Source organism: Streptomyces sp. NPDC091280 (assembly GCF_044768565.1).
In the GTDB taxonomy this organism is placed as follows: Bacteria; Actinomycetota; Actinomycetes; order Streptomycetales; family Streptomycetaceae; genus Streptomyces.
On sequence record NZ_JBIVUZ010000005.1, the window covers coordinates 495,064 to 520,846 of the forward strand.

A 25,783-nucleotide genomic window follows, 5' to 3' on the forward strand; every position below is an offset into this window, starting at 1 on the left:
AACACTACGCGGCACCACTGACAATGGCCCTGACCGGCGAAAACACGGTGAACCCGCAGTGGAAACGCCTCGTGGGGCGCGGACGGACGCGGAGTGTTCGAGACATCCTCGTCCCGTCAGACGCTCGGGTCCCCGTGAACGTTCCCGTCCCTCGGCGACCGCTCCGCCGTCGGCGGCGCGCCTACTGGCCGTACTGCCCGTTCGTCACGACCGCCGCCTGCGGGCGGATCGGGAGGCGGTTCACGGGGCGGCCGGTCGCGGCGCGTACCGCGGAGGCGATGGCCGCCGGGGAGGTGACCACCGGTACCGCGCTGACCGCCTTCGCCCCGAAGGGGGCGACCACGTCACGCTCCTCGACGAGTTTCACGATCTTGATGTCGGGGGTGTCCAGGGCGGTGGGCAGGGCGTAGCCGGTGAGGTCGGGGTGGCGGATCAACCCCCGCGCGGTGCGCAGGTTCTCCGTCAGCGCGATGCCGACGCCCTGGGTCACCCCGCCCTCGATGCGGGCGGCCAACTGGGTCGGGTTCAGGACGCGGCCGACGTCCTGGGCGAGGGCCAGTTCGACGACGCGGACCGAGCCCAGTTCGATGTCGACGTCGACCACCGCGCGGATCGCGCAGAACGCGAGCCCTACGAAGGCATCGCCCTGGCCCGCCTCGTCCAGGGGCTCGGTGGGGTGCGGGCGGCACTGGGCGGTGGCCCACAGTTCCTTGCCGTCCAGGGCCTCCGTGACGGTCGTCGAGAGGACGCCGTCGTAGGACGTGATCTTGCCGTCGGTGATCTGGAGCAGTTCGGTCGACATCCCGAACTTGTGTGCCAGGGGCTGCAACAACTGGGTGCGGACCATTTTCGCGGCGCGTTCGACGGCGCCGCCCGAGACCCAGGTGTGACGGCCTCGGCAGCCCGGTCCGGCGGGCGGCTGGTCGGTGTCCACGGGGGCCACGTGCACCTCGTCGATGCCCAGGGTCTCCTGGACGATCTGGCGGGCCAGCGTGGTGAATCCCTGGCCGGTCTCGACGGCCGCGCACAGGACGGTCGCGATGCCGTCGTGGACCTTCACGGTGGCCGTGGAGACCTCGTCGGCGCCCTCCGCGCCGAGCATGTGGACCATGCCGAGGCCGTAGCCGACGCCCCGGCGCACCGCGCCCGGTTCGCCCGCGCCCTCGGGGCCGCCGGGCAGCAGCCACTCGTCCTCGGGGGTGTCCTTGGGGAGCTGCGGCAGCGGGAAGTCCCGTACGGCCTGGAGGAGTTCGGCGACCGGTGCCGGGCAGGTCACCGTCTGGCCGGTGGGGAGGACGTCACCCGTGGCCATGGCGTTGCGCAGGCGCAGTTCGGCCGGGTCGATGGCGAGCTTCTTGGCGAGCTTGTCCATCTGCGCCTCGTAGGCGGCGCAGACCTGCATGGCGCCCTCGCCGCGCACATGCCCGGAGGGCGGGTTGTTGGTGCGCACGGCCCAGCCCTCGATGAAGGCGTTCGGGACGACGTAGGGGCCGCAGGCGAAGGAGACGGCGGCGGCCAGGGCCTCCGAGGAGGTGTCGGCGTAGGCGCCCGCGTCGAGCAGTACCTGGGCCTCGACCTTGACCAGCCTGCCCTCCTCGTCCGCGTGGTGGCGGTAGCGCAGGAGCGTGGGGTGGCGGTGGGTGTGGCCGAGGAAGGACTCCTCGCGCGTGGCGGTGAGTTTGACCGGGCAGCCGGTCTTCAACGCGAGCAGTCCGAGCGGGAGTTGGAAGCCCTGGTCCTCGCGGTCGGCGGTGGCCCCGGGGACGCCGGTGACGACGACCTTGACGCGGTCGGGCTCCAGGCCGTAGCAGGCGGCGGCCGTGTCGCGGTCGGTGTGCGGGTCCGTGGAGGCGATGTACAGCTCGACGCCGCCGTCCGGGCGGGGCACGGCGAGGCCGGCCTCGGCGCCGATGGGGGCGGGGTCCTGGCGGCCGATGCGGTAGAGGCCCTCGACGACGACATCGCCGGCCGCGTCCGGGTCGCCGTGGCGCAGCGGGATGTGCCGGATCAGGTTGCCGTCGGGGTGCAGCGGTTCGGCCTCGAAGGCCTGCTCGGGGTCGGTCACCGGGTCGAGTACTTCGTACTCGACCATGATGGCGGCGGCGGCCATCCGCGCGGTGTCCGGGTGGTCGGCGGCGACGGCGGCGATGGGCTCCCCGTGGTGGCGCACCACGTCGGAGGCGAACACCGGGCGGTCGGCGGTGCCCCGGCCGTAGCGGTCCCGGCCCGGCACGTCCTCGTGGGTGATGACGGCCCGTACGCCGGGCATGTCGCGGGCGTGGGACGTGTCGACGGAGACGATCCGCGCGTGCGGGTGCGGTGAGCGCAGGACGGCGGCCCACAGGAGGCCCTCGGCCCACAGGTCGGCGGCGTACGGGAAGGTGCCCTCGGTCTTGGCGCGGGCGTCGGCGGCCGGGAGCGAGGCGCCCAGGCCGTGGCCCGGGTGCTCCGGGGCGGGTGCGGCCTCCGTGGTCGCGGTGGCGGCTTCGTTGCTCACGCCTGGCCTCCGTCCTGGCCGTACGCCTGGTCCTGCGTGCGCGGGGACTCGAAGGCCGACTGGTGGACGCCACCGCCCCCGGGACCCGCCTGGTGGGGAATACGTGCCTCGTCGCCGTCCGACTCAGGTTCGGCGGCGGCGTGCGCCTCCCGTTCGGCGACGACTTCCTGGACGGCGTCCAGGACGCCCCGATAGCCGGAGCAGCGGCACAGGTTGCCGCACAGGGCCTGGCGGGCCTCCAGGTCGGTGGGGGCGGGGTTGCCCTCCAGGAGGTCGTGCACGGTCATCGCCATGCCGGGCACGCAGAAGCCGCACTGCACGGCCCCGCACCTGGCGAGCGCGCGCTGCACGTCCGAGGGCTGTCCGTCGACGGCCAGGCCCTCGACCGTGCGGACCTCGGAGCCGGCGGCGGTGACGGCGGGCACCAGGCAGGAGGCGACGAGCCGGCCGTCGACCTGGACGTTGCAGGCTCCGCACTCGCCCTGGGAGCAGCCGTCCTTGGCGCCCGCGAGGCCGAGGCGTTCGCGGAGCACGTAGAGCAGCGACTCGCCGATCCAGGCGTCGGTGACGGGCCGGTCGGCGCCGTTGACCCGCAACACGTAGGAGGCGAGCGGGTGTTCGTCGCCGGGGAGCTTCGGGCCGGGCTCGGCGCTCTCGTCCGGCGCGTCGGTGTCGGGGGCCGTCACGGGCGCCTCGGCGGCCTCCGGGGCGGTTTCGGCACCGTCGGCCGTATCGGGTGCCGCGGAGGGCTCAGCGGGCCTCTCAGCGGCCTCCTCGGCCCCTTCGGCATCGTCGGCCGCCGGGCGGTTCTCGTCGTCGGACTGCGCGTCGGCCGCGGCGAGTTCGGCGGCGGTGTCGTCGTGGCGGTCGCCGCGCGCGTCGCCGTAGGGGTCGGCGGCGGCCTCGGTGCGGGCGTGCGCGTACGGGTCGGCGCCCTGGGGTTCCTCGTAGGGCCGGTGGGTGGCCTCGGCGGGGTGCTCGCCGGACCGGTCGGCCGGGTGGGCCGTACCGCGCCCGTCCGTGTCCGTCGCCGGATACGCCGTGCCCCGGCCGTCGGTGCCGCTCGTGGGGTAGGGCGTGCCGCGGCCGTCGGTGCCGGTCGCCGGGTAGGCCGTGCCGTGGCCGTCCGTGTGCGGGGCGGGCTGTCCGCCCGGTGTCGTGCCCGGCCGCTCCGTGACGTCCGTGCCGGATGCCTGCTGGGCCCAGTTCTGGCCCGCGCCGTCCGTCGCCCAGGGCGCGGGCGCGCCGCCGGGCAGGGTGGCGGGCGGGGTGCCGCCCCACTGCTCGACCAGGGCGGAGGTGGTGAACTCGCCCGATTCGTCCGGGAGATCGCCCCCGGCGACGGGGATCGACCACTCGCCGGTCACGTCGTGCCCGGACGTGCCGCCCGGGGCCGGGGTGTTGGTGTCCTGGAAGGTCCACTGGCCGGTGGCCCCGGGGTGGTACGCGAACTGGTCGCCTCCGGCCGTCCCCTGCTGCGGTACGGCGTTCGGGTCGGGCCACTGGACGCCCTCGGCGGGCACGGCCCAGGAGCCGGTGCCCGAGGGGTCGGTGTCCTGGGCGGGGCCGGCCGCGATGGGTGGCGGCACATAGCCGTGGCCCGGGGCGGCGAGCAGCGCGTCGATGCCCCCTTCGGGGAGTTTGACGAAGGCCGTGGCGCCGTCGTCGTAGTCGCCCTGGGGCAGCGGGTCCCAGCGTCCGCCGCCCTGGGGGGTGCCCTCTCCGTGCTGGTCGTCGGTCACGACAGCGCCCTCCCGAGTGCTCGTCGGGCAAGTGCGGCGACGGTGCGCCGCAGGTGCAGTACGGCGGGCGGAAGCTGTTCCACGGAGCCGTCCTCGGCCGGGGCCGGGTCGGGGATGCAGGCCGCGGCGACGTACTCCCCGAAGGCGCTGAGTGCCTCGGGGACGATCGCGCGGCCGTTGTCCCAGTCGATCAGCCGGGCCACCCACTGCTCGGCGTCCAGCGGTCTGAGCGGCATCGGCGCTATGGCCCCGACGGCGCACCTGACCCCGCGCCTGGCGGGGTCGAGGACGACCGCGACGGAGGCGACGGAGCGCCCGGGTCCGGTGCGGCCGGTCGCCTTCAGGAAGACCTGCGGGGCGTGCAGCAGGGGCACGCGCACGAAGCCGATGAGTTCGCCGCCGCGCAGCATCTCGACGCCGGCCAGGAGGTGCGACACCGGGATCTCCCGGCGGGCTCCGCCGGGGCCCGCGATGATCAGCGTCGCTTCCAGGGCGGCCAGTACGGGCAGCGCGTCCCCGGTGGGCGCGGCCGAGGCGATGTTGCCGCCCAGGGTGCCCGCGTTGCGGATCTGCGGCGGGCCCGCGGCGCGCGCGGAGGCCGCGAGCGCCGGGATGAGCGCGGCGAAGTCCGGGCGGCCCATGCGGGCGTGCGTGAGGCCCGCGCCGAGCAGCGCGTGGCCGTCCTGGTACTGCCAGCCGCGGATCTCGCTGATCCGCCCGAGACCGACCAGCGCGCTGGGCCTGAGCTGACCCGAGTTGACGGCCGCCATGAGGTCGGTGCCGCCGGCCACGGGAACGGCCGTGGGCAGGGCCGTGAGCGCCGCCACGGCCTCGTCCAGCGTTGTGGGCAGCGTGACGGACTGCCCCGCCTGCGGTGCGTGCGTGGTCAAACCGGCTGCCCCTTCCCGCTGCCCCACCTGGTCCCACCTGTTGCTGCCGTACGGTACGTGCTGACAGGGCGGACGTGGCAACTCTGGCACATCTTCGCAAGACCCGAACGCGGGGGTCCGCTAGGAGGCATTCGCCCGTCTCATCCGGGAGATGGTCCGTTTTGGTACGGCATCACCGGCATGCGGGAATTGCCACTCATCGGTGACTCCTGGGGGCTTTCTCCCTTCCGGGTCCTAGGCGTTCGGCGGCGGGCCGTCCTTGGGGCGGCCGAGCACTCCGGGGCGGCGCTGCCAGGGCAGCGGTCCGGTGGGCGGGCGGTAGCCGACCCCCAGGGCGTCGAGCCGCGCGTAGTGGGCGGTCATCCGGCGCTCGAAGTCGGCGAAGTCCCGTTCCCCGGGCGCCGGGAGCGCGCTCCAGGCGACCTCGGCGAACGCGGCCAGCCTGGGGAACGTCTGGTAGTCCACGCGCGCGTGATCCTCCATCACCTCGGTCCACACGTTGGCCTGCGCGCCCAGCACATGACGGGCCTCGGCCTCGGTGAGCTGGGAGGGAACGGGCTCGAAACGGTAGACGTCCTCCAGGGTGCGCACGTGGGCGATCGGCACCGGCTCGTCCTCGCCGTCGTCCTGCCGCCAGTCCAAGTACACGTGCTGTTCAGGACACATGACGACGTCGTGGCCCGCGCGGGCGGCGGTGATCCCGCCCTCGTAGCCGCGCCAGGACGACACGACGGCGCCGTCCGCGAGACCGCCCTCCAGGATCTCGTCCCAGCCGACGAGCCTTCTCCCGCGCGCGGAGAGCCACTTGTCGAAGTGTCCGATGAACCACGACTGCAACTCGTCCTCGTCCGCGAGCCCGAGTTCCGCGATGCGGGCCTGCGCGGCCGGCGACTGCTTCCACTGGTCCTTGGGGCATTCGTCGCCGCCGACGTGAATGAACTCCGAGGGGAACAGGTCGAGGAGTTCCTCGAACACCCCCTCGTAGAAGCGCAGGGTGTTGTCAGTGGGGGCGAGTACGTTCGGGTTGATGCCCCAGTTGTCCCAGACGGAGAGGGAGTTGGTGTCGATGACGTCGGTGTTGCCGAGTTCCGGATACGCGGCGACGGCGGCCTGCGAGTGTCCCGGTACGTCGATTTCGGGGACCACGGTGATATGCCGTTCGGCGGCGTAGGCGACGATCTCGCGGATGTCGTCCTGGGTGTAGTAGCCGCCGTGGGGCTTGTCGTCCCACAGGGGTGAGGCGCGGTGGCCGAATTTCGTGCGGGCCCGCCAGGAGCCGATCTCGGTCAGCTTCGGGTACCGCTTGATCTGTACGCGCCATCCCTGGTCGTCCGTCAAGTGGAAGTGGAAGACGTTGAGTTTGTGCGCCGCCATCAGGTCCAGGTAGCGCAGGACGCCTTCCTTGGGCATGAAGTGCCGGGCCACGTCGAGCATCAGGCCGCGCCAGCGGAAGCGGGGGGAATCCTCGACGGTGATCCGGGGCAGTTCCCACTCCCGGCCGGACCGCAGCGGCGCGCGGCGGAACGCGTCGGGGCTGAGCAACTGACGGAAGGTCTGGGCTCCGTAGAAGACACCGGCCGCGCTGCCGCCCTCGACGCGCATCGGGAGTGCGTCGGTGACGAGGCGGTACCCCTCGGCGGGCAGCCCGGGGTCGATGCTCAGCACGAGGCGGTCGTCCCGGCCGTCGGCCTGCGGAAAGGGCAGGCCGGTCGCCGCGCCGACCGTGGCGCGCAGCCAGCGTGCGACGCCCTCGGTGCCGGGCCGCGCCTCCAGGGCCGTCCGGTCGCCGATGCCCGTGCGTCCGGCGGAGTCCGACGAGCAGCGCGCCGGAGCGGGAATCACATCCACCTTGTCAGTCACGTCAGTCCTTAACCGCTCCGCCCAGTCCCGAGACCAGGCGTCGCTGTACGAGTACGAAGAACACCAGCACCGGAATCGTCATCACCGTGGAGGCCGCCATGACCCCGCCCCAGTCCGGGTCGTCGGGCTTGTAGAAGACCAACAGGGCCATCGGGAGGGTCGACTGGGAAGTGTCGCTGATGATGAACGACTTGGCGAAGAGGAAGTCGTTCCAGGCCGAGATGAAGGAAAACACGCTCGTGGCGACCAGCCCGGGGAAGACGAGCGGGAAAAGGATCTGCCACAGGAATCGCGTCCGGCTCGCTCCGTCGATGTACGCGGCCTCCTCCAGCGCGTCCGGTACGGCTTTCACGAACCCCCGCAGCATCCAGATCGCGAACGGCAGCGAGAAGGCGATCTGGGGCAGGATCAGCGACCCCAGGGTGTTCAGCAGGCCGAGCCCCCGCATGGTGAAGAACAGCGGGATCGTCAGCGCTTCCACGGGCACCATCTGGGCCACCAGGAACATGATCAGGAGGGTGGTCCGGAAGCGGAACCGGAATCGGGTCACGGCGGTCGCGGCAAGAAAGGCGATCAGTGCCGAGACGATGACGACCGTGCCCGCCACGGCAAGGCTGTTGAGGAAGTAACGGCCGAATTCCTGCTGCCCGAAGACCCGCCGGAAGGAGTCCAGGGAGGGCGCGAGCGTCCATGGCCGGGGCTCGCTCGACTCGATTTCCCCGGCCGGTTTGAAGGCGCTGAGCACCATCCAATAGAGGGGGAAGGCGACGACGACCGCGATCAGGAGCGCGGAGGCCTCGGCCGCGAGCCGCCAGGGGCGCCGTACGAGGCGTAGCGGCAGACGTTGCGGGTTCACAGTTCCTCCCCCTGCCTGCGCAGCAGTCGCAGATAGACCAGCGTGACGGCGAGCAGCATCAGCAGCATGACGACGCCGATCGCCGAGCCGAGGCTGTACTTCGAGGACGCGAACGCCTGTTGGTAGGCGTACACGTTGAGGACGAGGTTCTGGCCCGCGATGCCGCCGCCGTTGGTCATGACGTAGATCTGGGTGAAGACCTTGAAGTCCCAGATGACGGACTGGATGGTGACGACGGTGAGGATCGGCCGGAGCATCGGCGCCAGGACGGAGCGCCAGATGCGCCACTGGGAGGCGCCGTCCAGGGCGGCGGCCTCCAGGACCTCGGAGGGTACGGCGCGGATGCCGGCGTAGACCGTCACCATCACGAACGGGAAGGAGCACCAGACCACTTCGAGCAGGACGAGGAAGAAGGCGCTGAGGCGGCCGTACGTCCAGGAGTGGTCGCCGAGGCCCAGAATCCGGTTCACCGGGCCGAAGTCCGGGTCGAACAGCAGCAGCCAGACCGTGGAGCCCGTCACCGCCGGGGTCGCCCAGGCCCCCAACGCGGCCAGCATCAGGGCGAGTCGGGGCACGGCACGGACGCGGGTGAGCAGCACGGCGAGGGCGCAGCCGACCGCGAGCGTCGAGACCACACAGGCCCCGGCGAACAGCACGGTCGACAGCAGCACCTGCCAGAACTGGCTGTCGGAGAACAACTCGGTGTAGTTCCCGAGCCCCTTGAAGGTGGTCGGCTCCCCACCGCTGACCTGGGCCTGGGTGTACTGGAAGAACGAGATCAGGCCGAGTTGGTAGATGGGGTAGACGAGCAGTCCGCCGAGGACGGCGAGGGCGGGGGCGAGATAGAGCCAGGGAGTCCAGGCCGTTCGTGTACGCATCCGGTCAACCCGCGGAGCTGAACGCGTCGTTCATCTTCTTCGCCGCGTCCTTCGAGGCCGCCGCCACGCTCTTCTTGCCGCTGATGACCTCCTGGAGCATCGTCGGCACCACCAGCGAGGAGTCGATCTCCGACCAACCGGGCGACGCGGGAACGAACTTGGTGCCGGCGGCGAGGGTCTGCACGAACGGCTTCTCGAACGGGACCTTCGCGGCGGCGGTGTCGCGGACGTCCGTGAACGTCGGCAGGAAGCCCATGGCGTCGAACATCGAGGCCTGGGTGGCCTTCGAGGTGAGCTGCTCCATCAGGTCGACGGCGAGCGTGCGGTGCGAAGTGCTCTTCAGGACACCGATGTTGTTGCCGCCGGCGAACGCGGGGGCGATCGAGCCGGACGCGACTCCCGGCAGCGGGACGACCGCGTACTTGCCCTTGACCTTGCCGGCCTCGACCGCGGTGTGGCTGAAGTCGCCGCCGATCGCCATGCCCGCCTTGCCGGCCGCGAACGCGGTGATGGTGTCGTTGCCGCCCATGACCGCGCACTTGGCGGCGGGACAGTTGTCGCCCGTGAAGAGCGAGGTGTAGGCCTTGATGCCCTTCTGGGCGGCGGCGCTGTCGATCGCGGAGGTGTAGGAGTCGCCCTTGGCGGTGGCGAGTTCGCCGCCGTTGGCCCACACGAAGGGCATCGCGCCGTAGGTGTAGGCGCCGCCGACGACGAGGCCGTAGAGGTCGGACCTGGCCTTGTGGATCTTCCGGGCGGTGGACGCCAACTCGGCCATGGTCTTGGGGGGTTGGAGGCCGAGGTCCTTGAAGACGTCGGTGCGGTAGTAGAGGGCGCGGACGCCGACGTAGAACGGGGAGCCGTAGAGCCTGCCGTCGACCGTGACGGACTGCTTCGCGGTGGGGTCGGTGTCCTTGGCCTCGTTCCAGGCGCCGAACTCCTTGGTGACGTCGAGGAGTCCGCCGTCCTTCACATAGCCGGCGGTGTCGGTGTTGCCGTACTCCATGACGTCGGGCGCGGACTTCGGGTCGTTGAACGCGGCCTTGACGCGCTGGGCGCGGGTGTCGATCGGGATGTACTCGACGTCCACCTTGGTGCCCTTGTGTGCCTTCTCGAAAGCGGCCACTACGGAGTCGACGACCTTCGCCTTCGGGTCGTTGCCGACCTCCTGGAACAGCCACACCCGCAGGGTGCCGCTCTGATCGTCCTTGTCCGAGGACGAGTTGTCCGAGGTCTGGGGCGCGCAGCCGGCCACGACAGCGGCGGCGGCCAGGAGTACGGCGAATCTGGGGGCGAGCTTCATGGAGCGTTCCTCCGGGAATCCGGGTGCGTTGCAACATATGCAATGGGCGTTTCGCTCTGCACAACACCACGGAGATTAAGGAGTGGATGAACGCGGCCACAAGAGGTCTCAACCACTTCGTGACCAGCGAAAGGCCGTCGAAAAACCGCCGAAACACGCAAAAAAGGCCCTCGGGGCGCGCCGAAGCGCGCCCCGAGGGCCTTACGAGGTCTTACGAAGTCAGACCGGCCGAACGGCTACTTGTCGCCGCCCTTGCCCTTGTCGCCGTCCCCGCCCGAGCCCATGGACTCGTAGATCTCCTTGCACATGGGACACACCGGGTACTTCTTCGGGTCGCGGCCCGGCACCCAGACCTTCCCGCACAACGCCACCACAGGAGTGCCGTCCAGGGCGCTCGCCATGATCTTGTCCTTCTGGACGTAATGGGCGAAGCGCTCATGGTCCCCGTCGCCGTGCGACACCTGGGGCGTCGGCTCTACGAGGGTCCCCGTACCAGTCCCGCGCTCGGGCTCAAGAGTGCTCATACGGCCAAGGGTACTGAAGCCCACCGGCATCAGTTCAGCGAAGGGTCGTCCGGATAGGTCGCCACCATCGCCAGCTCGCTGCGCTGGCGCCGCAGCACCTCGCGCCAGAGTCTCTCCGGGGACGGCGAGGAGACGTCACCGGGCTCCGACTCGACGACGTACCAGGCGCCGTCCGTCAGTTCGTCCTCCAGCTGCCCCGGTCCCCAGCCGGCGTACCCGGCGAAGATCCGCAGCGAGCCCAGCGCGGAGGCCAGCAGTTCCGGCGGGGCCTCCAGGTCGACGAGGCCGATCGCGCCGTGCACCCGGCGCCAGCCGAGCGGGGCGCGCTCGGCGGACGACGCGCCACCCGGGATGACGGCGACGCCGAGGGCCGAGTCCAGCTGCACCGGGCCGCCCTGGAAGACGACCCCCGGTTCGCCGGCGAGATCCGCCCAGCCCTCCAGGATGTCGCCGACGTCCACCGGGGTGGGCCGGTTGAGGACGACACCGAGGGAGCCCTCCTCGTCGTGGTCGAGAAGGAGCACCACCGCGCGGTCGAAGTTCGGGTCCGCCAGGGCGGGTGTTGCCACGAGCAACCGCCCTGTGAGCGAGGACACCTCGGTCATGCCTGACATGATCCCGCATCTTCCGGCGGAAGGGGGAGGCAATGCGGGTTCGGGAGTGAATGCAGCTCAGGGAGCAAAGGGGCGCGCAGGGCGCACACACAGCTCCGTGACCCCATGTGCCCGATAGGGAACGGTTCGTGTTGTGACACAGCTATGACGTAGCTGGGTGGTCCTTGGGCTTTCGAGAGGGGGGTGGGCGGCCATTACGCTTACGTCTTCGGCCCCTGCCCAACTCCACGGAACGCGAGATTCATGACCGTCAACGGCTCAGACGACGTACTGCTTGTCCACGGCGGAACCCCGCTGGAGGGCGAGATCCGTGTCCGCGGTGCGAAGAACCTCGTACCGAAGGCCATGGTCGCCGCCCTGCTGGGCAGTGAGCCAAGTCGACTGCGCAACGTACCGGACATCCGAGACGTTCGGGTCGTACGCGGACTGCTGCAACTGCACGGGGTGACGGTCCGTCCGGGTGAGGAGCCGGGCGAGCTGGTGCTCGACCCGTCGCACGTCGAGAGCGCCAACGTCGCCGACATCGATGCCCACGCGGGCTCGTCGCGCATCCCGATCCTGTTCTGCGGTCCGCTGCTGCACCGGCTCGGGCACGCGTTCATCCCGGGGCTCGGCGGCTGCGACATCGGCGGCCGGCCGATCGACTTCCACTTCGAGGTGCTGCGGCAGTTCGGCGCGAAGATCGAGAAGCGGGCGGACGGCCAGTACCTGGAGGCCCCGCAGCGGCTGCGCGGCACGAAGATCCAGCTGCCGTACCCGTCCGTGGGCGCGACCGAGCAGGTGCTGCTGACGGCGGTGCTCGCCGAAGGCGTCACCGAACTCGCCAACGCGGCCGTGGAACCGGAGATCGAGGACCTCATCTGCGTGTTGCAGAAGATGGGCGCGATCATCGCCATGGACACCGACCGCACCATCCGCATCACCGGTGTGGACTCGCTCGGCGGCTACACCCACGCGGCCCTCCCGGACCGCCTGGAGGCCGCGTCCTGGGCGTCGGCGGCGCTGGCGACCGAGGGCAACATCTACGTCCGGGGCGCCCAGCAGCGCTCGATGATGACGTTCCTCAACACCTACCGGAAGGTGGGCGGTGCCTTCGCGATCGACGACGAGGGCATCCGCTTCTGGCACCCCGGCGGGCAGTTGAAGTCCATCGCACTCGAAACGGACGTCCACCCGGGCTTCCAGACGGACTGGCAGCAGCCGCTCGTCGTGGCCCTGACGCAGGCCACCGGCCTGTCCATCATCCACGAGACGGTCTACGAGTCCCGCCTCGGCTTCACCTCCGCGCTCAACCAGATGGGCGCCCACATCCAGCTCTACCGCGAGTGCCTGGGCGGCTCGAACTGCCGCTTCGGCCAGCGCAACTTCCTCCACTCGGCGGTCGTCTCCGGCCCGACCCGGCTCCAGGGCGCCGACCTGGTCATCCCCGACCTCCGAGGCGGCTTCTCCTACCTCATCGCGGCCCTGGCGGCCCAGGGCACGTCCCGGGTCCACGGCATCGACCTCATCAACCGCGGCTACGAGAACTTCATGGAGAAGCTCGTCGAGCTGGGCGCGAAGGTCGAACTCCCGGGCAAGGCGCTCGGATAGCAGCAGTCGTCCAGAAGCAGTCGTCGTACGACGATGGGGCGGCCACCCTGGCGGGTGGTCGCCCCATGCGCGTTGGTTGAGCCTCGTACGCAATCCCGTCGCGTACGCGAAGGACTACTTGCCCTTGGCGGCTTCCTTGAGCTTGCTGCCCGCGGACACCTTGACGCTGTAACCGGCGGGGATGTTGATGGGGTCGCCGGTCTGCGGGTTGCGCGCGGTGCGAGCGGCACGGTGGGTGCGCTCGAAGGTCAGGAAGCCGGGGATGGTGACCTTCTCGTCGCCCTTGGAGACGATCTCGCCGACGGTCTCGGCGAACGCGGCCAGAACGGCGTCGGCGTCCTTGCGGGTCACCTCGGCACGGTCGGCCAGCGCGGCCACCAGCTCACTGCGGTTCATGTTGTTACTCCCGTGTTCTTCTTGCCGTTTGAGGCGTGCCACGCGGCGGAGCCGCATATCGGGCACGGTGAAGCCGATGCTGCCAGGGTCCTCACTGAGTCCCCGGACCCGGGTCCGTCGTCCAGACCCTCGCGCCCGAAGACGCATCCTGCCCCTACCTGCGGCGGGAAAGCCAATCCGGCACCCGTAGGAGTCGTGAGAACACCCGTGGGGGTCACACGAAGAGCGCCACTGCATCAGTGTGGTGACGCTCCGTCGGCTCCCGGCAGCGCGGACCGGGCCTGGAAGGCCCGAAGCCTGGCCGCCACGATAAACGGCCGCCGAAGGCCCCGGGTTCCGCGACGCGCCGACGCGCGGGCGGCCGTGGCGATCCTCACAGCCGCCGCACACCCGACGCCGGACGGGCTACGACGCGGAGGGCGTCGCGGAGGGCGCGGACACTCCCGCGGCCTTCGCGGCCTCGCGGACCGCGCCGGCCACCGCACCGGCGACCTTGTCGTTGAAGACGCTGGGGATGATGTAGTTCGCGTTCAGCTCGTCCTCGGACACGACGTTCGCGAGTGCGGTCGCCGCGGCGAGCATCATCTCGGTGTTGACGGTGCGGGACTGCGCGTCCAGCAGACCGCGGAAGACACCCGGGAAGACCAGCACGTTGTTGATCTGGTTCGGGAAGTCCGAGCGGCCGGTGGCCACGACGGCCGCGGTCTGACGGGCGACCGTCGGGTCGACCTCGGGGTCCGGGTTCGCGAGCGCGAACACGATCGCGCCCTCGGCCATCGCGGCCACGTCGTCGCCGTCGAGGACGTTCGGGGCGGAGACGCCCACGAAGACGTCGGCGCCGCGCACGGCCTCCTTCAGGGTGCCGGTGAGGCCGTCGGGGTTGGTGTTCTCGGCGATCCAGCGCAGCGGCGAGTCGGCCTTGGCGTCGACCAGGTCCTCGCGGTCGGCGTGCACGACACCGTGGATGTCGGCGACGACCGCGTTCTTGACGCCGGCGGCGAGCAGCAGCTTGAGGATGGCCGTACCGGCCGCGCCCGCGCCGGACATGACGACCCGGATGTCGCCGATGCCCTTGCCGGCCACCCGCAGCGCGTTGGTCAGCGCGGCGAGGACGACGATCGCGGTGCCGTGCTGGTCGTCGTGGAAGACGGGGATGTCGAGGGCCTCGCGCAGCCGGGCCTCGATCTCGAAGCAGCGCGGCGCGGAGATGTCCTCCAGGTTGATGCCGGCGAAGCCCGGGGCGATGGCCTTGACGATCTCGACGATCGCGTCGGTGTCCTGGGTGTCCAGGCACAGCGGCCAGGCGTCGATGCCCGCGAACCGCTTGAACAGGGCCGCCTTGCCCTCCATGACCGGCAGCGCGGCCTTGGGGCCGATGTTGCCGAGGCCGAGGACGGCCGAGCCGTCGGTGACGACCGCGACGGAGTTGCGCTTGATGGTGAGGCGGCGCGCGTCCTCGGGGTTCTCCGCGATGGCCATGCACACGCGGGCGACGCCCGGGGTGTAGATCATGGAGAGGTCGTCACGGTTGCGGATCGGGTGCTTGGACTGCATCTCGATCTTGCCGCCGAGGTGCATGAGGAACGTACGGTCGGAGACCTTGCCGAGGCTGACGCCCTCGATGCCGCGCAACTGCTGGACGATCTCGTCGGCGTGGGCGGTGGAGGACGCCGCGATGGTGACGTCGATGCGGAGCTTCTCGTGGCCGGAGGCGGTCACGTCGAGGCCGGTCACCGAGCCTCCGTGGGACTCCACGGCCGTGGTGATCTGGGAGACCGCCGTTCCGCTGGCGGGCACCTCCAGACGGACCGTGATCGAGTAGGAGACGCTGGGCGCCGTAGCCATGGCCGACTTCCTCTGCTTTCACCGTTGAGCTGAGTACGCGCTCCGATGGTCGCACCTACTGCCCGGTAGGCGTTAGCCGCCCCCGATTGCGAACGTTTTGTTCGCAAGAAAAAGAGGCCCCCGTCATGGAGGCCTCTTTCACGGTCAATGACACCGACCCGCCATGCTCGCCTCGCGGCAAGTGGTCGCTCGTAGCGACGAAGGTTGGGCCCGGGGGCTTGGATCGGGCCGGTGTCACATCCAGGCTAACAAACAGATCCCGTAAGACCATTCCCATCCCGAGAGTTCATAGGAAGCACCCTCGGCCGGTCCCTCGGTCAGTCTCTGAGGAGATCCGGCACCCCGTCCGCGTCCGGCTCGTCCCGCTCGGCGGAGACGACCGTGAGCTGCTGGGTCGCGCGGGTGAGGGCGACGTAGAGGACACGGAGGCCGGCCGGTGACTCGTCGGCGATCTCGGCGGGCGATACGACGACGGTCGCGTCGTACTCCAGGCCCTTGGCCTCCAGGCTGCCCAGCGCGACGACCCGGTCGCCGAGGCCGGCCAGCCAGCGGCGGGCCTCCTCGCGGCGGTTCATCGCGACGACCACGCCGACCGTGCCGTCGACCAGGTCGAGCAGCCGGGCGGCCTCCGCGCGGACGGACTCCGCCAGCGAGTTCCGTACGACGGCGAAGCGGGGTCGTACGCCCGTGGAGCGGACCGCGGACGGGGACTCGGAGCCGGGCATGGCGAGGGCGAGGACCTTGGCCGCCAGCTCCGCGATCTCTGCCGGGTTGCGGTAGTTGACCGTGAGGGTGAAGCGGCGGCGGGGGCGGGAGCCGAGGGCCTCGTCGCGGGCCTCGGCGGCCTCGTCGGGGTCGGACCAGGAGGACTGGGCCGGGTCGCCGACGACCGTCCAGGTGGCGTGCCGGCCGCGGCGGCCGACCATGCGCCACTGCATCGGGGTGAGGTCCTGGGCCTCGTCCACGATGACGTGCGCGTACTCGACGCGCTCCTGGGCGAGCCGCTCGGCGCGTTCGCGCTGTGTCTCCTCGCGTACGGGCATCAGCTCTTCGAGGCCGGTGAGCTGGTCCAGCGGGTCCAGGTCGCGCCGCTTGCGGGGGCGGGCCGGGGTGCCGAGGATCGCCTGGAGTTCGTCGAGGATCGCCACGTCGTGGACGGAGAGGCCGTCCCGCTTCAGGGCGCGCGCGACCCTGCGGACCTCGCCGGGGTTGAGGATGCGGCGGGCCCAGCGGCCGAGCCTGCGCTCGTCGGACATGGACTCCAGGACGGCGCGCGGGGTGAGTTCGGGCCACCAGGCGTCGAGGAACACGATGAACTCGTCCTCGCTCGCGACGTCCTCGTCGAAGGAGGAGCGCAGTTCGGCGGCGAGTTCGGGGTCGGTGTGCCGGCCGGCCGCGCCGGAGCGCTCCCACAGGGCGTCCAGGAGGAGCTTGCGGGCGCGCGGGCGCAGCATGTTGACGGGGGCCGTGCCGCTGAGGGCGTTCTGCCGCACGCGCTCCAGGTCGGCGGCCTCCAGTTCGAGCCGCCGCCCGAAGGCGACGACCCGCAGCCGGTCCGGCGCCTCGCTCGACTCCAGGGCGCCACGCGCGGCCTTCCGCAGCACGCGGAGCATGCGGTACGAGCCCTTGGTGCGGGCCACGGCCGGGGAGTCGTAGAGGGTGGCCTCGGCGCCGTCGACGAGGGAGCCGATGGCCCGGATGGCGACCTGGCCCTCCTCGCCGAGGGAGGGCAGGACGCCCTCGGTGTAGGCGACCAGCAGCGGGGTGGGCGAGACGATGAGGATGCCGCCCGCGTAGCGGCGCCGGTCCTGGTAGAGGAGGTAGGCGGCGCGGTGCAGGGCGACGGCGGTCTTGCCGGTGCCCGGGCCGCCCTCGACGTAGGTCACGGAGGCGGCGGGGGCGCGGATCACCAGGTCCTGTTCGGCCTGGATGGAGGCCACGATGTCGCGCATGGTGTGGCTGCGGGCCTGGCCGAGCGCGGCCATCAGGGCGCCGTCACCGATGACGGCGAGCTTGTCGCCGTCGAGGAAGGCGGTCAGCTCGGGGCGCATCAGGTCGTCCTCGACGCCGAGGACCCGGCGGCCCTTGGAGCGGATGACGCGACGGCGGACGACCCGGCCGGGTTCGACCGGGGTCGAGCGGTAGAACGGGGCGGCGGCGGGCGCCCGCCAGTCGATGACCAGGGGCGCGTACTCGGTGTCGAGGACGCCGATGCGGCCGATGTGCAGGGTCTCGGCGATGTCGGCGGTGTTGTCGTCGCGGACGGAACCGTCGGCGGGTTCGACGGCGGTGTAGGCGCCGTCGGGCCCCTTCTGGCCGTCCTTGCCGAGCAGCAGATCGATCCGGCCGAAGAGGAAGTCCTCGAACTCGTTGTTGAGCCGGTTGAGGTGGATGCCGGCGCGGAACACCTGCGCGTCGCGTTCGGCGAGCGCGCCGGGGGTGCCGACCTGGCCGCGCTTGGCGGCGTCGTTCATCAGGAACTCGGCCTCGCGGATCTTCTCCTCAAGGCGCCGGTACACCCGGTCCAGGTGCGCCTGTTCGCCGCTGATCTCCCGGTCCCGTAGCGAATCCTGGGCGGATGTGTCGGACACCGCATCGAGCGCGGTCTCCTGTTGAGCCTGTGCGGCCACCGGGCCCCCTTCTGACGTGCTGGGCAGCCGTCAACCGTACGCGAAGGGAGGCCGCCGAGGCGAGGGGCCCGCCCGGCGGATCCTGACAAAGACGCGGGGTCCGGTGCGCGCCTGGCGCGTCCCGGACCCCGTCGAGCACGGTGGAGCAGCTGCTACGCGTCCACTTCCACGAGCTTCTTGCCCTCGAAGGTCATGACCTCGAAGTGGTCGATCTCGTTGGGCTTGAGCGCCGCGCCGCCCTGGGCGTAGAGCGGGGCCTTGGCCTCGGCCTTCGTGGCGTTCGCGATGCCGTAGCCCCAGGCCGGGACCGACCAGGAGCTCATCGTCTCGCGTTCGCCGTTCTTGCCGACCGCGATCAGGGAGCACTTCAGCGGGCCCTTGACGTTGCTGAGCTCGACGACCCCGAGGGTGCCCCAGTCCTTCTTGGTCATCGCCACGGTCGCGGAGACCTTGGTGGTCTTGTCCGTGGCGGAGACCTTGTCGGACAGAGTGTCGAAGGTGTCCTTGGCGGTCGCCGCGGCCACGGTGCCCTTCTGACCGGAGTCGTTGCCGCCGTTGGCCGCGATGACGGCCAGCGGTCCGGCGATGATCAGGGCGGCGGCGGCAGCGATCATGTAGAAGCTGCGCCGGCGCTTCATCGCCCGGCGTTCACCGACGTCGTCGACCAGCCGCTCCACCAGCCGCGGGCTCGGCTTGGCGGACAGGGACTCGCCGATCGCGGGGGTGCCGGAGCCCGGCAGGTCCGCGAGTGCCGCGAGCATCGGTTCCATCCCGGCCAGCTCGTCGAGCTGCTGGGCGCACCACTCGCAGGTGGCGAGGTGGGCCTCGAAAGCGGTTGCTTCGGCGTCGTCGAGAATCCCGAGGGCGTAGGCGCCGACGGTCTCATGTTCGTTCGAGCCCTGAGATCCCTGCATGGAACCAGGACTACCCGTTCCGTATCCCCCGTAAATGCTCATGCCGTCACCCCCCGCTCCTCCAGAGCAAGCTTCATCGATCGAAGGGCGTAGAACACCCTTGAGCGCACCGTGCCACTGGGGATGCCAAGCGTCTCGGCCGCCTCATTGACGGTACGCCCCTTGAAGTACGTCTCGACGAGCACCTCCCGGTGGGCCGGGGTCAGGTCGTCCAACGCGTCCGACAGTGTCATCAGCCACAACGCCTTGTCGATCTCGTCCTCCGCGGGGATGACCTCCAGCGGCGACGGGTCCACCTCCTGCGGCCGGGCCTGCCGGCTGCGGTGACCGTCGATGACGATGCGCCGTGCGACCGTCACCAGCCAGGGTCGTACCGATCCGGTCGCCCGGTTGAGCTGGCCGGCGTTCTTCCAGGCCCGGATGAGCGTCTCCTGCACCACGTCCTCGGCACGTTGCCGGTCGCCGGCGACGAGCCGCAGCACATAGGCGAGCAAGGGTCCGGCGTGCTCTCGGTACAGGGCACGCATCAGCTCCTCATCAGGTTCCGAGGACTGGGACATGCGATGTCGGGCCCTCGGCGCTTGTTCATTGGCCACGACGGAATCCTTGCGCACGCCCACCTCCGGTGTCCGGGGGTTGCCCCGGTCGGTCGCTCGGTGAGGAGTACGCGGGAGGGTGGGCGGGTGTTCAACGTGGGGCGACAGTTTTCTCGGAAGTGACGTGACGAGCGGGACATGAGTGCACATTCCCACCGCGCGATCTTTACATTTCCACCACACCAGCAAGATCACGCGGGCTGCCCGAGCCATGACCGAGTGAAACGCACTGTTGTCAAAATCACTTCGTCAATTGACGGTACGTCACCTCACAGAAGCCGCATATGGGATTCTCAGGCGCGGGCGAGCGCCGCGCGCCGACGGTGCCGGGCCACTCGCTCCCGGTTCCCGCAGACCTCGCTGGAACACCAGCGCCTCCTGCGTCCCCGCGAGGTGTCCAGGTACACGATGGGGCAGTTGTCGCCTTCGCACTCCCGCAGCGAGGCCCGCGCGACCGGGTCGGTGAGCAGTTCCACGGCGTCCCGGGCGATCACCGCGAGCAGCGCGGCACACCCCGGCGGACCGGCCAACTCCCGCACCAGCGCCCCGTCTTCGGCCCGTACGGCCCGGGGTGCCGGGGTCGCGGCGCGGGCGCGGTCGTTGAGGTGGGCGAGCGCGAGGTCGTGGGAGCCGCCCTCCGCGGGCGGTCTGCTGCGCACCAACTGTCCGATCCAGCGCCGCAGTTCGCGGAAGCCGACGAGCCAGGCCGAGTCGACCTGCGTGAGTTCGGTGGCCGCCGGGACGAGCCCGGACCGGACGATCCACGCACGCAACTGCTCCGGTGCGTCGAGCCGTTCCTCGGGATGCGTGGTCGCGAGCAGATCCAGACAGATCCGCCCGGCGTCGAAGCGCAGCTCGTACGGGGCCATGGTGGTACCCAGTGCCATGTGCCTGTCACCGCCTAGGGATTACCCCGGTCGGGAAACCGTTGCCTCTACAGTGCCCGCCCACCCGCGCGGCCGGAACCCCTCGTACCGAGCGCGGGCCGCTTCTCGACCCGGGCCGGCGACAACCAGCCCGTCCGGCCCCGCACGGTCACCCGGTCACCCGGTCACCCCACGGAGTACTTCGCGTCGGCCGCCGGATCCAGGGCCAGCCGGTATCCGCGTTTCACCACCGTCTGGATCAGTTTCGGGGTGCCTAGTGCTGTGCGCAGGCGGGCCATCGCCGTTTCCACGGCGTGTTCGTCGCGGCCGGCGCCGGGGAGGGCGCGGAGGAGTTCCGCGCGGGCGACGACCCAGCCGGGGCGGCGGGACAGCGCGCGGAGCAGGGACATGCCGGCCGGCGGCACCGGCCGTAGCGTGCCGTCGACCAGGACCGCGTGGCCGCGGATCTCGACCCGGTGGCCCGCGACGGGCAGGGTGCGGGCGCGGGCGGGGAGTTCCTGGCAGAGGAGCTGGACGAGCGGGCCGAGGCGGAAGCGCTCGGGCTGGACCGTGGTGATGCCGTGGTTCTGGAGCGGCAGCGCGGTGACCGGGCCGACACAGGCCGGGAGGACGTCGTGGTGCAGGGCGGCGAGGAGTTCGGGCAGCAGCCCGCGGGTCTCGGCGCGGGAGAGGAGCGACGCGGCGGCCGGTGCGCTGGTGAAGGTCAGCGCGTCCAGGCCGCGCGAGACCGTGGCGTCCAGCAGCCGGTCCACCGGGCCGATGTCCTCGGGCGGCATCCACCGGTACACGGGCACCACCACGACCTCCGCTCCCCCGGCCCGCAGCGACTCCACGAACCCCGGCAGCGGTTCACCGTGCAGTTGGACGGCGACCCGGCGGCCGTCGACCCCCTCCTCCAGGAGCCGGTCGAGCACCTCGGCCATGGACTCGGACGAGGGCGACCACTCCTCGGTGAGCCCGGCGGCCCGTACCGCCCCTTTGACCTTGGGCCCGCGGGCGAGCAGTTCCACCCCGCGCAGCCGGTCCAGGAGGGGTTCACCGAGGCCCCAGCCGTCGGCGGCCTCCACCCACCCGCGGAAGCCGATCGCGGTGGTGGCCACCACGACGTCGGGCGCCTGGTCGATCAACTGCTTGGTGGCGGCGAGCAGTTCGCTGTCGTCGGCGAGGGGCACGATGCGCAGCGCGGGCGCGTGCAGGACCACCGCGCCGCGCCGCTGGAGCAGGGCTCCCAACTCGTCGGCGCGGCGGGCGGCGGTGACGCCCACGGTGAACCCAGAGAGGGGCCCGTGGGGCGCGCTCTCCGGTCGCTGCGGTGGTTCGTACATGGCTCTCGTCCCGAACGTAGTCGTACCCGCGCCGGTGCGGCGGTGCCTACATGCCGAACGAGCCTGTCAACGCTGCGTGACAGGCTCGGTTCGACTTCATGTCGACGGTGTTACGTCACACCTCGGCATAGCTGAGCTGCGGCTTCGCCTCCGATGCGGAAGCTTTGGCCTGAGCCTGGGCGGTCGGGCGGCGAAGGTATACGGCCCAGGTGACGGCGAAGCACAGGCCGTAGAAGGCGAGGAAGGCGACGAACGCGCCGGTGCCGGAGCCGTAGGAGAGGAAGGACTGGCGGAAGGCGAGGTTGATGCCGACTCCGCCGAGCGCGCCGACCGCCCCGATGAGCCCCATGGAGGCCCCGGAGAGCCGACGGCCGTAGGCAGCCGCCTCCTCCCCCGCCAGCCCCTTCGCGAGGGCCTTGGTCTGGAAGATGCCGGGGATCATCTTGTACGTCGACCCGTTGCCGAGCCCGCTGAGCACGAACAGCACCACGAAGACGGTCACGAACAGGGGCAGCGACTTCTGCATGCTGGCGAACACGAGCACGGCGGTGGCGGCGGCCATGGCGACGAAGTTCCACAGGGTGATCTTCGCGCCGCCGTAACGGTCGGCGAGCCACCCGCCCACCGGCCGGATCAGCGAGCCGAGCAGCGGACCGATGAAGGTGAGGTACGCGGCCTGGAGCGGCGTACGCCCGAACTGGACCTGGAGCACCTGCCCGAACGCGAACGCGTACCCGATGAACGACCCGAACGTGCCGATGTACAGGAACGCCATGATCCAGGTGTGCCGGTCCCGCGCGGCGTCCTTGGCGGCGCCGGTGTCGTTCTTCACGGAGGTGAGGTTGTCCATGAAGAGCGCGGCGAGGACGGCGGCGAGCAGGATGAGCGGGATGTAGATCCCGAGCAGCACACGCGGTCCGCCGCTCGCCCCGATGATCGCGAGGGCGATCAGCTGGATGACCGGGACGCCGATGTTGCCGCCACCGGCGTTCAGCCCGAGTGCCCAGCCCTTCTTCCGCAGCGGGAAGAAGGCGTTGATGTTGGTCATGGAGGAGGCGAAGTTGCCGCCGCCGATACCGGCCAGCAGGCCGATCCAGAGGAAGGTGTCGAAGGAGGTCCCCGGCTTCATCACCACGAACGCGGCGATGGTGGGCACGAGCAGCAGACTCGCGGAGACGATCGTCCAGTTCCGCCCGCCGAAGACGGCGACGGCGAAGGTGTACGGCACCCGGACGGCCGCGCCGACGAGCGTGACCATCGAGGTCAGCAGGAACTTGTCGGCCGGCGTCAGCCCGTACTCCGGGCCCATGAAGAGCACCAGCACGGACCACAGCGTCCAGATCGAGAACCCGATGTGCTCCGAGAGCACGGAGAACACGAGATTCCGCCGGGCGACCTTCTCCCCGGTCTCCCGCCAGAAGGTCTCGTCCTCCGGATCCCAGTGCTCGATCCACTTGCCAGTGGCTGTCATGACGCCTCCACGGTCCACTACGGGGTAACGAGCGGTGATGCATCCCGAAGGTAGGGAGGGCGGGTTTCCGCGCTGTGGCTGTGCGTGACCGGAAGGGAACGTTGCTCTCACGAACGGGGCGGGGCGGCGGTGAGGAACCGGCGCGGCCCCCGCCGGAGGGAGCTTCGGCGGGGGCCGCGGGACTACGGGTACGGGTACGGGTACTTACGGGTCGCTACTCCTCCTCCCCCGCCGAACCTGCCGAACCCGCCGACGGCAGCCGTTCCCTGATCGCGTCCATGACCGTCGAGTCGGTCAGGGTCGTCACGTCACCGAGGGTGCGGTGTTCGGCGACGTCCCGCAGCAGCCGGCGCATGATCTTGCCGGAGCGGGTCTTGGGGAGTTCGGCGACGACCATGATCTGCCGGGGGCGGGCGATCGGGCCGATCTCCTTGCTGACGTGGGCGCGCAACTCCCCTGCTATGGAGTCCGGTTCGGGCTCCCCCGCGTCACCGCGCAGGATGACGAAGGCGACCACGCCCTGGCCGGTCGTCGCGTCGGTGGCGCCGACCACGGCGGCCTCCGCGACCAGCGGGTGGGAGACGAGGGCCGACTCGACCTCGGTGGTGGAGATGCGGTGGCCGGAGACGTTCATGACGTCGTCGACCCGGCCGAGCAGCCAGATGTCGCCGTCCTCGTCCTTCTTCGCGCCGTCCCCGGCGAAGTACACCCCGGGGAACCGGGACCAGTACGTGTCGACGTACCGCTGCTCGTCTCCCCAGATGGTGCGCAGCATCGACGGCCACGGCTCGGTGAGCACGAGGTAGCCCCCGGAGCCGTTGGGCACCGGCTTGCCCGTGTCGTCCACGACGTCCGCCGCGATGCCGGGCAGCGGACGCAGCGCCGAACCGGGCTTGCAGGTGCTCACGCCCGGCAGCGGGCTGATGAGTTGAGCACCGGTCTCCGTCTGCCACCACGTGTCTACGACGGGACAGTGGTCGCCGCCGATGTGCTTGCGGTACCAGATCCACGCCTCGGGGTTGATCGGTTCGCCGACCGAGCCGAGCAGTCGGAGCGAGGAGAGGTCGAAGCCGGCCGGGATCTCGCCGCCCCACTTCATGAAGGTGCGGATCGCGGTCGGGGCGCAGTAGAGGATCGTCACCCGGTACTTCTCGACGATCTCCCACCAGCGGCCCTGGTGCGGGGTGTCCGGTGTCCCCTCGTACAGCACGGAGGTGACGCCGTTGGCGAGGGGGCCGTAGACGATGTACGAGTGGCCGGTGACCCAGCCGATGTCGGCGGCCGTCCAGTAGACGTCGGTCTCCGGTTTGACGTCGAAGACCGCCCAGTGGGTCCAGGACACCTGGGTGAGGTAGCCGCCCGTGGTGTGGAGGATGCCCTTGGGGCGGGCCGTGGTGCCGGAGGTGTACATGATGTAGAGCGGGTGCTCGCTGTCGAAGGCCTCCGGTTCGTGCTCGGCCGGCTGGTCGTCGACCAGGTCGTGCCACCAGATGTCCCGGCCGTCGGTCCAATCGACGTCCTGGCCGGTGCGGCGGACCACGAGCACGGTGCGGACGTCGGGGCACGCGCGTACCGCCTCGTCCACGGCGGGCTTCAGCGCGGCGGCGGCGCCCTTGCGGTAGCCGCCGTCCGCGGTGATCACCACATGCGCGTCGCAGTCGAGGATCCGGCCGCGCAGCGCCTCGGCGGAGAAGCCGCCGAAGACCACGGTGTGCGGGGCGCCGATACGGGCGCAGGCCAGCATCGCCACCACGGTCTCCGGGATCATCGGCATGTAGATCGCCACCCGGTCGCCGGCCCGGACGCCGAGCGAGAGCAGGGCGTTGGCCGCCCGGCAGACCTCGGCCGTCAGCTCGGCGTAGGTGATCGTGCGGGTGTCGCCGGGCTCGCCCTCCCAGTGGAAGGCGACCCGGTCACCGTGACCGGCGGCCACATGCCGGTCCAGACAGTTGTACGCCGCGTTGAGGCGGCCTCCCGTGTACCAGCGGGCGAACGGGGCGCGGCTCCAGTCCAGCGTCTCGTCCCAGGGCTGTGCCCAGTCCAGCCGGCCGGCCGCCTCGGCCCAGAAGGCGAGGCGGTCGGTGTCGGCCCGTTCGTAGTCCGCCGCGGTGGCGTTCGCCGTGGCGGCCAGCTCGGGGGGCGGCGGGAACCGCCGCTCCTCCCGCAGCAGGTTGGAGAGTGTCCCGCCTCCGGCGTCGGTCATGCGTGGGCCCCGGCGACCGGGCCGCCGCCGTGGGCACGGTGCGGCCGGAGGTGTTCGCCGACGTTCGGGAAGACGGGGACGACGGCTCGGTGGTAGGTGGAGTTGGTGACGCCGGCGAACGAGGCGTACCAGGCGCACAGGGCGGTGACCAGGCCGATCCAGCCGCCGACCTTGGTGGTGTCCGGGGACTGCGCGAACTCGCCGACGCACAGCACGACGAAGGTCGCCGACAGGGTGACGAACACGGCGAGGATCGCCCCGGTGGTGCGGGTCGCGGCGACCGTCATGTAGATCGTGAAGACCGCCCAGACCAGCAGGAACAGTCCGGTGGCCTGGTGCGCGGTGGACGCGGGCAGGCCGCCCGCGACGAACTTCGCGTACGCGGCGTACGACAGCCAGAAGGCGCCGTAGGAGACGAACGCGGTGGCGCCGAAGGTGTTGCCCTTGCGGAACTCCCACATGCCTGCCAGGAGTTGGGCGAGCCCGCCGTAGAAGAGGGCGAGCGGGAGGACCACGGCGACCAGGGTCTTGTCGGTGATGATGTCCGCGTTGAAGGTGCTGAGGACGAAGGTCGTCGCGGCGAAGGCGGCGAGGCCGAGCGGGCCGGGGTCCGCGATGGTGTCGGGGGTGGTGGTGGGAGTGCTCATCTGCGCCTCCTCCTGTGATGTGGATCACACGGATGCAAATCCATTGTAGGCACCACCTACACCCTTCGATGCCGGGCGGGTGGCGGGCGTCGACGAACGGTCCCGACCGCGCGACGAA

At 70.8% G+C, this 25,783-nt stretch carries 20 protein-coding genes; 1 reads left to right on the forward strand and 19 read right to left on the reverse strand.

What is annotated here, in order from left to right:
* Positions 1–181: 181 nt before the first annotated feature.
* From ACIQPR_RS18415 to ACIQPR_RS18455, 9 genes are all read right to left on the reverse strand, one after another.
* Positions 182–2,497, reverse strand: coding sequence for a xanthine dehydrogenase family protein molybdopterin-binding subunit (locus ACIQPR_RS18415; protein WP_403649112.1), 2,316 nt, complete (start codon positions 2,495–2,497; stop codon positions 182–184).
* Complete coding sequence (locus ACIQPR_RS18420) at positions 2,494–4,239, reverse strand: 2Fe-2S iron-sulfur cluster-binding protein (RefSeq protein ID WP_403649115.1); 1,746 nt, start codon at positions 4,237–4,239, stop codon at positions 2,494–2,496. The genes ACIQPR_RS18415 and ACIQPR_RS18420 overlap by 4 nt, the downstream gene beginning before the upstream one ends.
* A complete protein-coding gene (locus ACIQPR_RS18425; RefSeq protein WP_262061091.1) occupies positions 4,236–5,129 on the reverse strand; it encodes a xanthine dehydrogenase family protein subunit M in 894 nt (297 codons plus the stop codon). The genes ACIQPR_RS18420 and ACIQPR_RS18425 overlap by 4 nt, the downstream gene beginning before the upstream one ends.
* Positions 5,130–5,363: 234 nt before the next feature.
* The gene (locus tag ACIQPR_RS18430; protein ID WP_403649118.1) at positions 5,364–6,989 is read right to left on the reverse strand and encodes a beta-N-acetylhexosaminidase; all 1,626 of its coding nucleotides are present in this window, start codon (positions 6,987–6,989) and stop codon (positions 5,364–5,366) included.
* A 1-nt stretch (position 6,990) separates the two neighbouring features.
* Positions 6,991–7,845, reverse strand: a complete 855-nt coding sequence (locus tag ACIQPR_RS18435; RefSeq protein ID WP_403649121.1) for a carbohydrate ABC transporter permease — start codon at positions 7,843–7,845, stop codon at positions 6,991–6,993.
* On the reverse strand, positions 7,842–8,723 hold the full coding sequence (locus tag ACIQPR_RS18440) for a carbohydrate ABC transporter permease (RefSeq protein WP_403649123.1): 882 nt from the start codon (positions 8,721–8,723) through the stop codon (positions 7,842–7,844). The genes ACIQPR_RS18435 and ACIQPR_RS18440 overlap by 4 nt, the downstream gene beginning before the upstream one ends.
* A 4-nt stretch (positions 8,724–8,727) precedes the next feature.
* On the reverse strand, positions 8,728–10,023 hold the full coding sequence (locus ACIQPR_RS18445) for an extracellular solute-binding protein (protein ID WP_403649126.1): 1,296 nt from the start codon (positions 10,021–10,023) through the stop codon (positions 8,728–8,730).
* Between the two features lie 236 nt (positions 10,024–10,259).
* On the reverse strand, positions 10,260–10,547 hold the full coding sequence (locus tag ACIQPR_RS18450; RefSeq protein WP_026178118.1) for a DUF3039 domain-containing protein: 288 nt from the start codon (positions 10,545–10,547) through the stop codon (positions 10,260–10,262).
* Positions 10,548–10,576: 29 nt separating this feature from the next.
* Positions 10,577–11,152: a YqgE/AlgH family protein gene (locus ACIQPR_RS18455; RefSeq protein WP_403649129.1), complete on the reverse strand. Its 576-nt coding sequence runs from the start codon at positions 11,150–11,152 to the stop codon at positions 10,577–10,579.
* A gap of 252 nt (positions 11,153–11,404) precedes the next feature.
* Here ACIQPR_RS18455 and murA point away from each other — a divergent pair, with 252 nt between their 5' ends.
* A complete protein-coding gene (murA, locus tag ACIQPR_RS18460) occupies positions 11,405–12,751 on the forward strand; it encodes a UDP-N-acetylglucosamine 1-carboxyvinyltransferase (protein WP_403649132.1) in 1,347 nt (448 codons plus the stop codon).
* A gap of 114 nt (positions 12,752–12,865) precedes the next feature.
* On the opposite strand, the gene ACIQPR_RS18465 is transcribed toward murA, so the two are convergent.
* The 10 genes from ACIQPR_RS18465 to ACIQPR_RS18510 all read right to left on the reverse strand — a co-directional run bounded on the left by ACIQPR_RS18465 (position 12,866) and on the right by ACIQPR_RS18510 (position 25,665).
* Positions 12,866–13,147, reverse strand: a complete 282-nt coding sequence (locus ACIQPR_RS18465; RefSeq protein ID WP_019056394.1) for an HU family DNA-binding protein — start codon at positions 13,145–13,147, stop codon at positions 12,866–12,868.
* A 405-nt stretch (positions 13,148–13,552) separates the two neighbouring features.
* On the reverse strand, positions 13,553–14,992 hold the full coding sequence (locus ACIQPR_RS18470; protein ID WP_403649135.1) for an NAD-dependent malic enzyme: 1,440 nt from the start codon (positions 14,990–14,992) through the stop codon (positions 13,553–13,555).
* 317 nt (positions 14,993–15,309) lie between these two features.
* Positions 15,310–17,622: a HelD family protein gene (locus ACIQPR_RS18475; RefSeq protein ID WP_403649138.1), complete on the reverse strand. Its 2,313-nt coding sequence runs from the start codon at positions 17,620–17,622 to the stop codon at positions 15,310–15,312.
* 152 nt (positions 17,623–17,774) lie between these two features.
* Positions 17,775–18,536 carry an anti-sigma factor family protein gene (locus ACIQPR_RS18480; protein ID WP_403649141.1) on the reverse strand — a complete coding sequence of 254 codons (762 nt, stop codon included), beginning with the start codon at positions 18,534–18,536 and terminating at the stop codon, positions 17,775–17,777.
* Between the two features lie 38 nt (positions 18,537–18,574).
* Positions 18,575–19,096: a sigma-70 family RNA polymerase sigma factor gene (locus ACIQPR_RS18485; protein WP_019056398.1), complete on the reverse strand. Its 522-nt coding sequence runs from the start codon at positions 19,094–19,096 to the stop codon at positions 18,575–18,577.
* Positions 19,097–19,425: 329 nt separating this feature from the next.
* Positions 19,426–20,019: a CGNR zinc finger domain-containing protein gene (locus ACIQPR_RS18490; protein WP_403649144.1), complete on the reverse strand. Its 594-nt coding sequence runs from the start codon at positions 20,017–20,019 to the stop codon at positions 19,426–19,428.
* A 164-nt stretch (positions 20,020–20,183) separates the two neighbouring features.
* Positions 20,184–21,344, reverse strand: a complete 1,161-nt coding sequence (locus ACIQPR_RS18495; protein ID WP_403649147.1) for a uroporphyrinogen-III synthase — start codon at positions 21,342–21,344, stop codon at positions 20,184–20,186.
* Positions 21,345–21,459: 115 nt separating this feature from the next.
* Entirely contained in the window at positions 21,460–22,815 is a 1,356-nt protein-coding gene (locus ACIQPR_RS18500) for a nitrate/nitrite transporter (RefSeq protein ID WP_403649150.1), read from the reverse strand.
* Positions 22,816–23,029: 214 nt separating this feature from the next.
* Positions 23,030–25,018 (reverse strand): acetate--CoA ligase, encoded by a 1,989-nt coding sequence (gene acs, locus ACIQPR_RS18505; protein ID WP_403649153.1) that lies wholly within the window; start codon positions 25,016–25,018, stop codon positions 23,030–23,032.
* On the reverse strand, positions 25,015–25,665 hold the full coding sequence (locus ACIQPR_RS18510; protein ID WP_403649156.1) for an acetate uptake transporter: 651 nt from the start codon (positions 25,663–25,665) through the stop codon (positions 25,015–25,017). The genes acs and ACIQPR_RS18510 overlap by 4 nt, the downstream gene beginning before the upstream one ends.
* Between the last annotated feature and the right edge of the window lie 118 nt (positions 25,666–25,783).

Coding starts and splice junctions, on each gene's coding strand:
- ACIQPR_RS18440 (WP_403649123.1), bottom strand. CDS start 8,723: ATGCGTACACGAACGGCCTGGACTCCCTGGCTCTATCTCGCCCCCGCC.
- ACIQPR_RS18445 (WP_403649126.1), bottom strand. CDS start 10,023: ATGAAGCTCGCCCCCAGATTCGCCGTACTCCTGGCCGCCGCCGCTGTC.
- ACIQPR_RS18450 (WP_026178118.1), bottom strand. CDS start 10,547: ATGAGCACTCTTGAGCCCGAGCGCGGGACTGGTACGGGGACCCTCGTA.
- ACIQPR_RS18455 (WP_403649129.1), bottom strand. CDS start 11,152: ATGACCGAGGTGTCCTCGCTCACAGGGCGGTTGCTCGTGGCAACACCC.
- murA (WP_403649132.1), top strand. CDS start 11,405: ATGACCGTCAACGGCTCAGACGACGTACTGCTTGTCCACGGCGGAACC.
- ACIQPR_RS18465 (WP_019056394.1), bottom strand. CDS start 13,147: ATGAACCGCAGTGAGCTGGTGGCCGCGCTGGCCGACCGTGCCGAGGTG.
- ACIQPR_RS18470 (WP_403649135.1), bottom strand. CDS start 14,992: ATGGCTACGGCGCCCAGCGTCTCCTACTCGATCACGGTCCGTCTGGAG.
- ACIQPR_RS18480 (WP_403649141.1), bottom strand. CDS start 18,536: ATGCAGGGATCTCAGGGCTCGAACGAACATGAGACCGTCGGCGCCTAC.
- ACIQPR_RS18485 (WP_019056398.1), bottom strand. CDS start 19,096: ATGTCCCAGTCCTCGGAACCTGATGAGGAGCTGATGCGTGCCCTGTAC.
- ACIQPR_RS18490 (WP_403649144.1), bottom strand. CDS start 20,019: ATGGCACTGGGTACCACCATGGCCCCGTACGAGCTGCGCTTCGACGCC.
- ACIQPR_RS18495 (WP_403649147.1), bottom strand. CDS start 21,344: ATGTACGAACCACCGCAGCGACCGGAGAGCGCGCCCCACGGGCCCCTC.
- ACIQPR_RS18500 (WP_403649150.1), bottom strand. CDS start 22,815: ATGACAGCCACTGGCAAGTGGATCGAGCACTGGGATCCGGAGGACGAG.
- acs (WP_403649153.1), bottom strand. CDS start 25,018: ATGACCGACGCCGGAGGCGGGACACTCTCCAACCTGCTGCGGGAGGAG.
- ACIQPR_RS18510 (WP_403649156.1), bottom strand. CDS start 25,665: ATGAGCACTCCCACCACCACCCCCGACACCATCGCGGACCCCGGCCCG.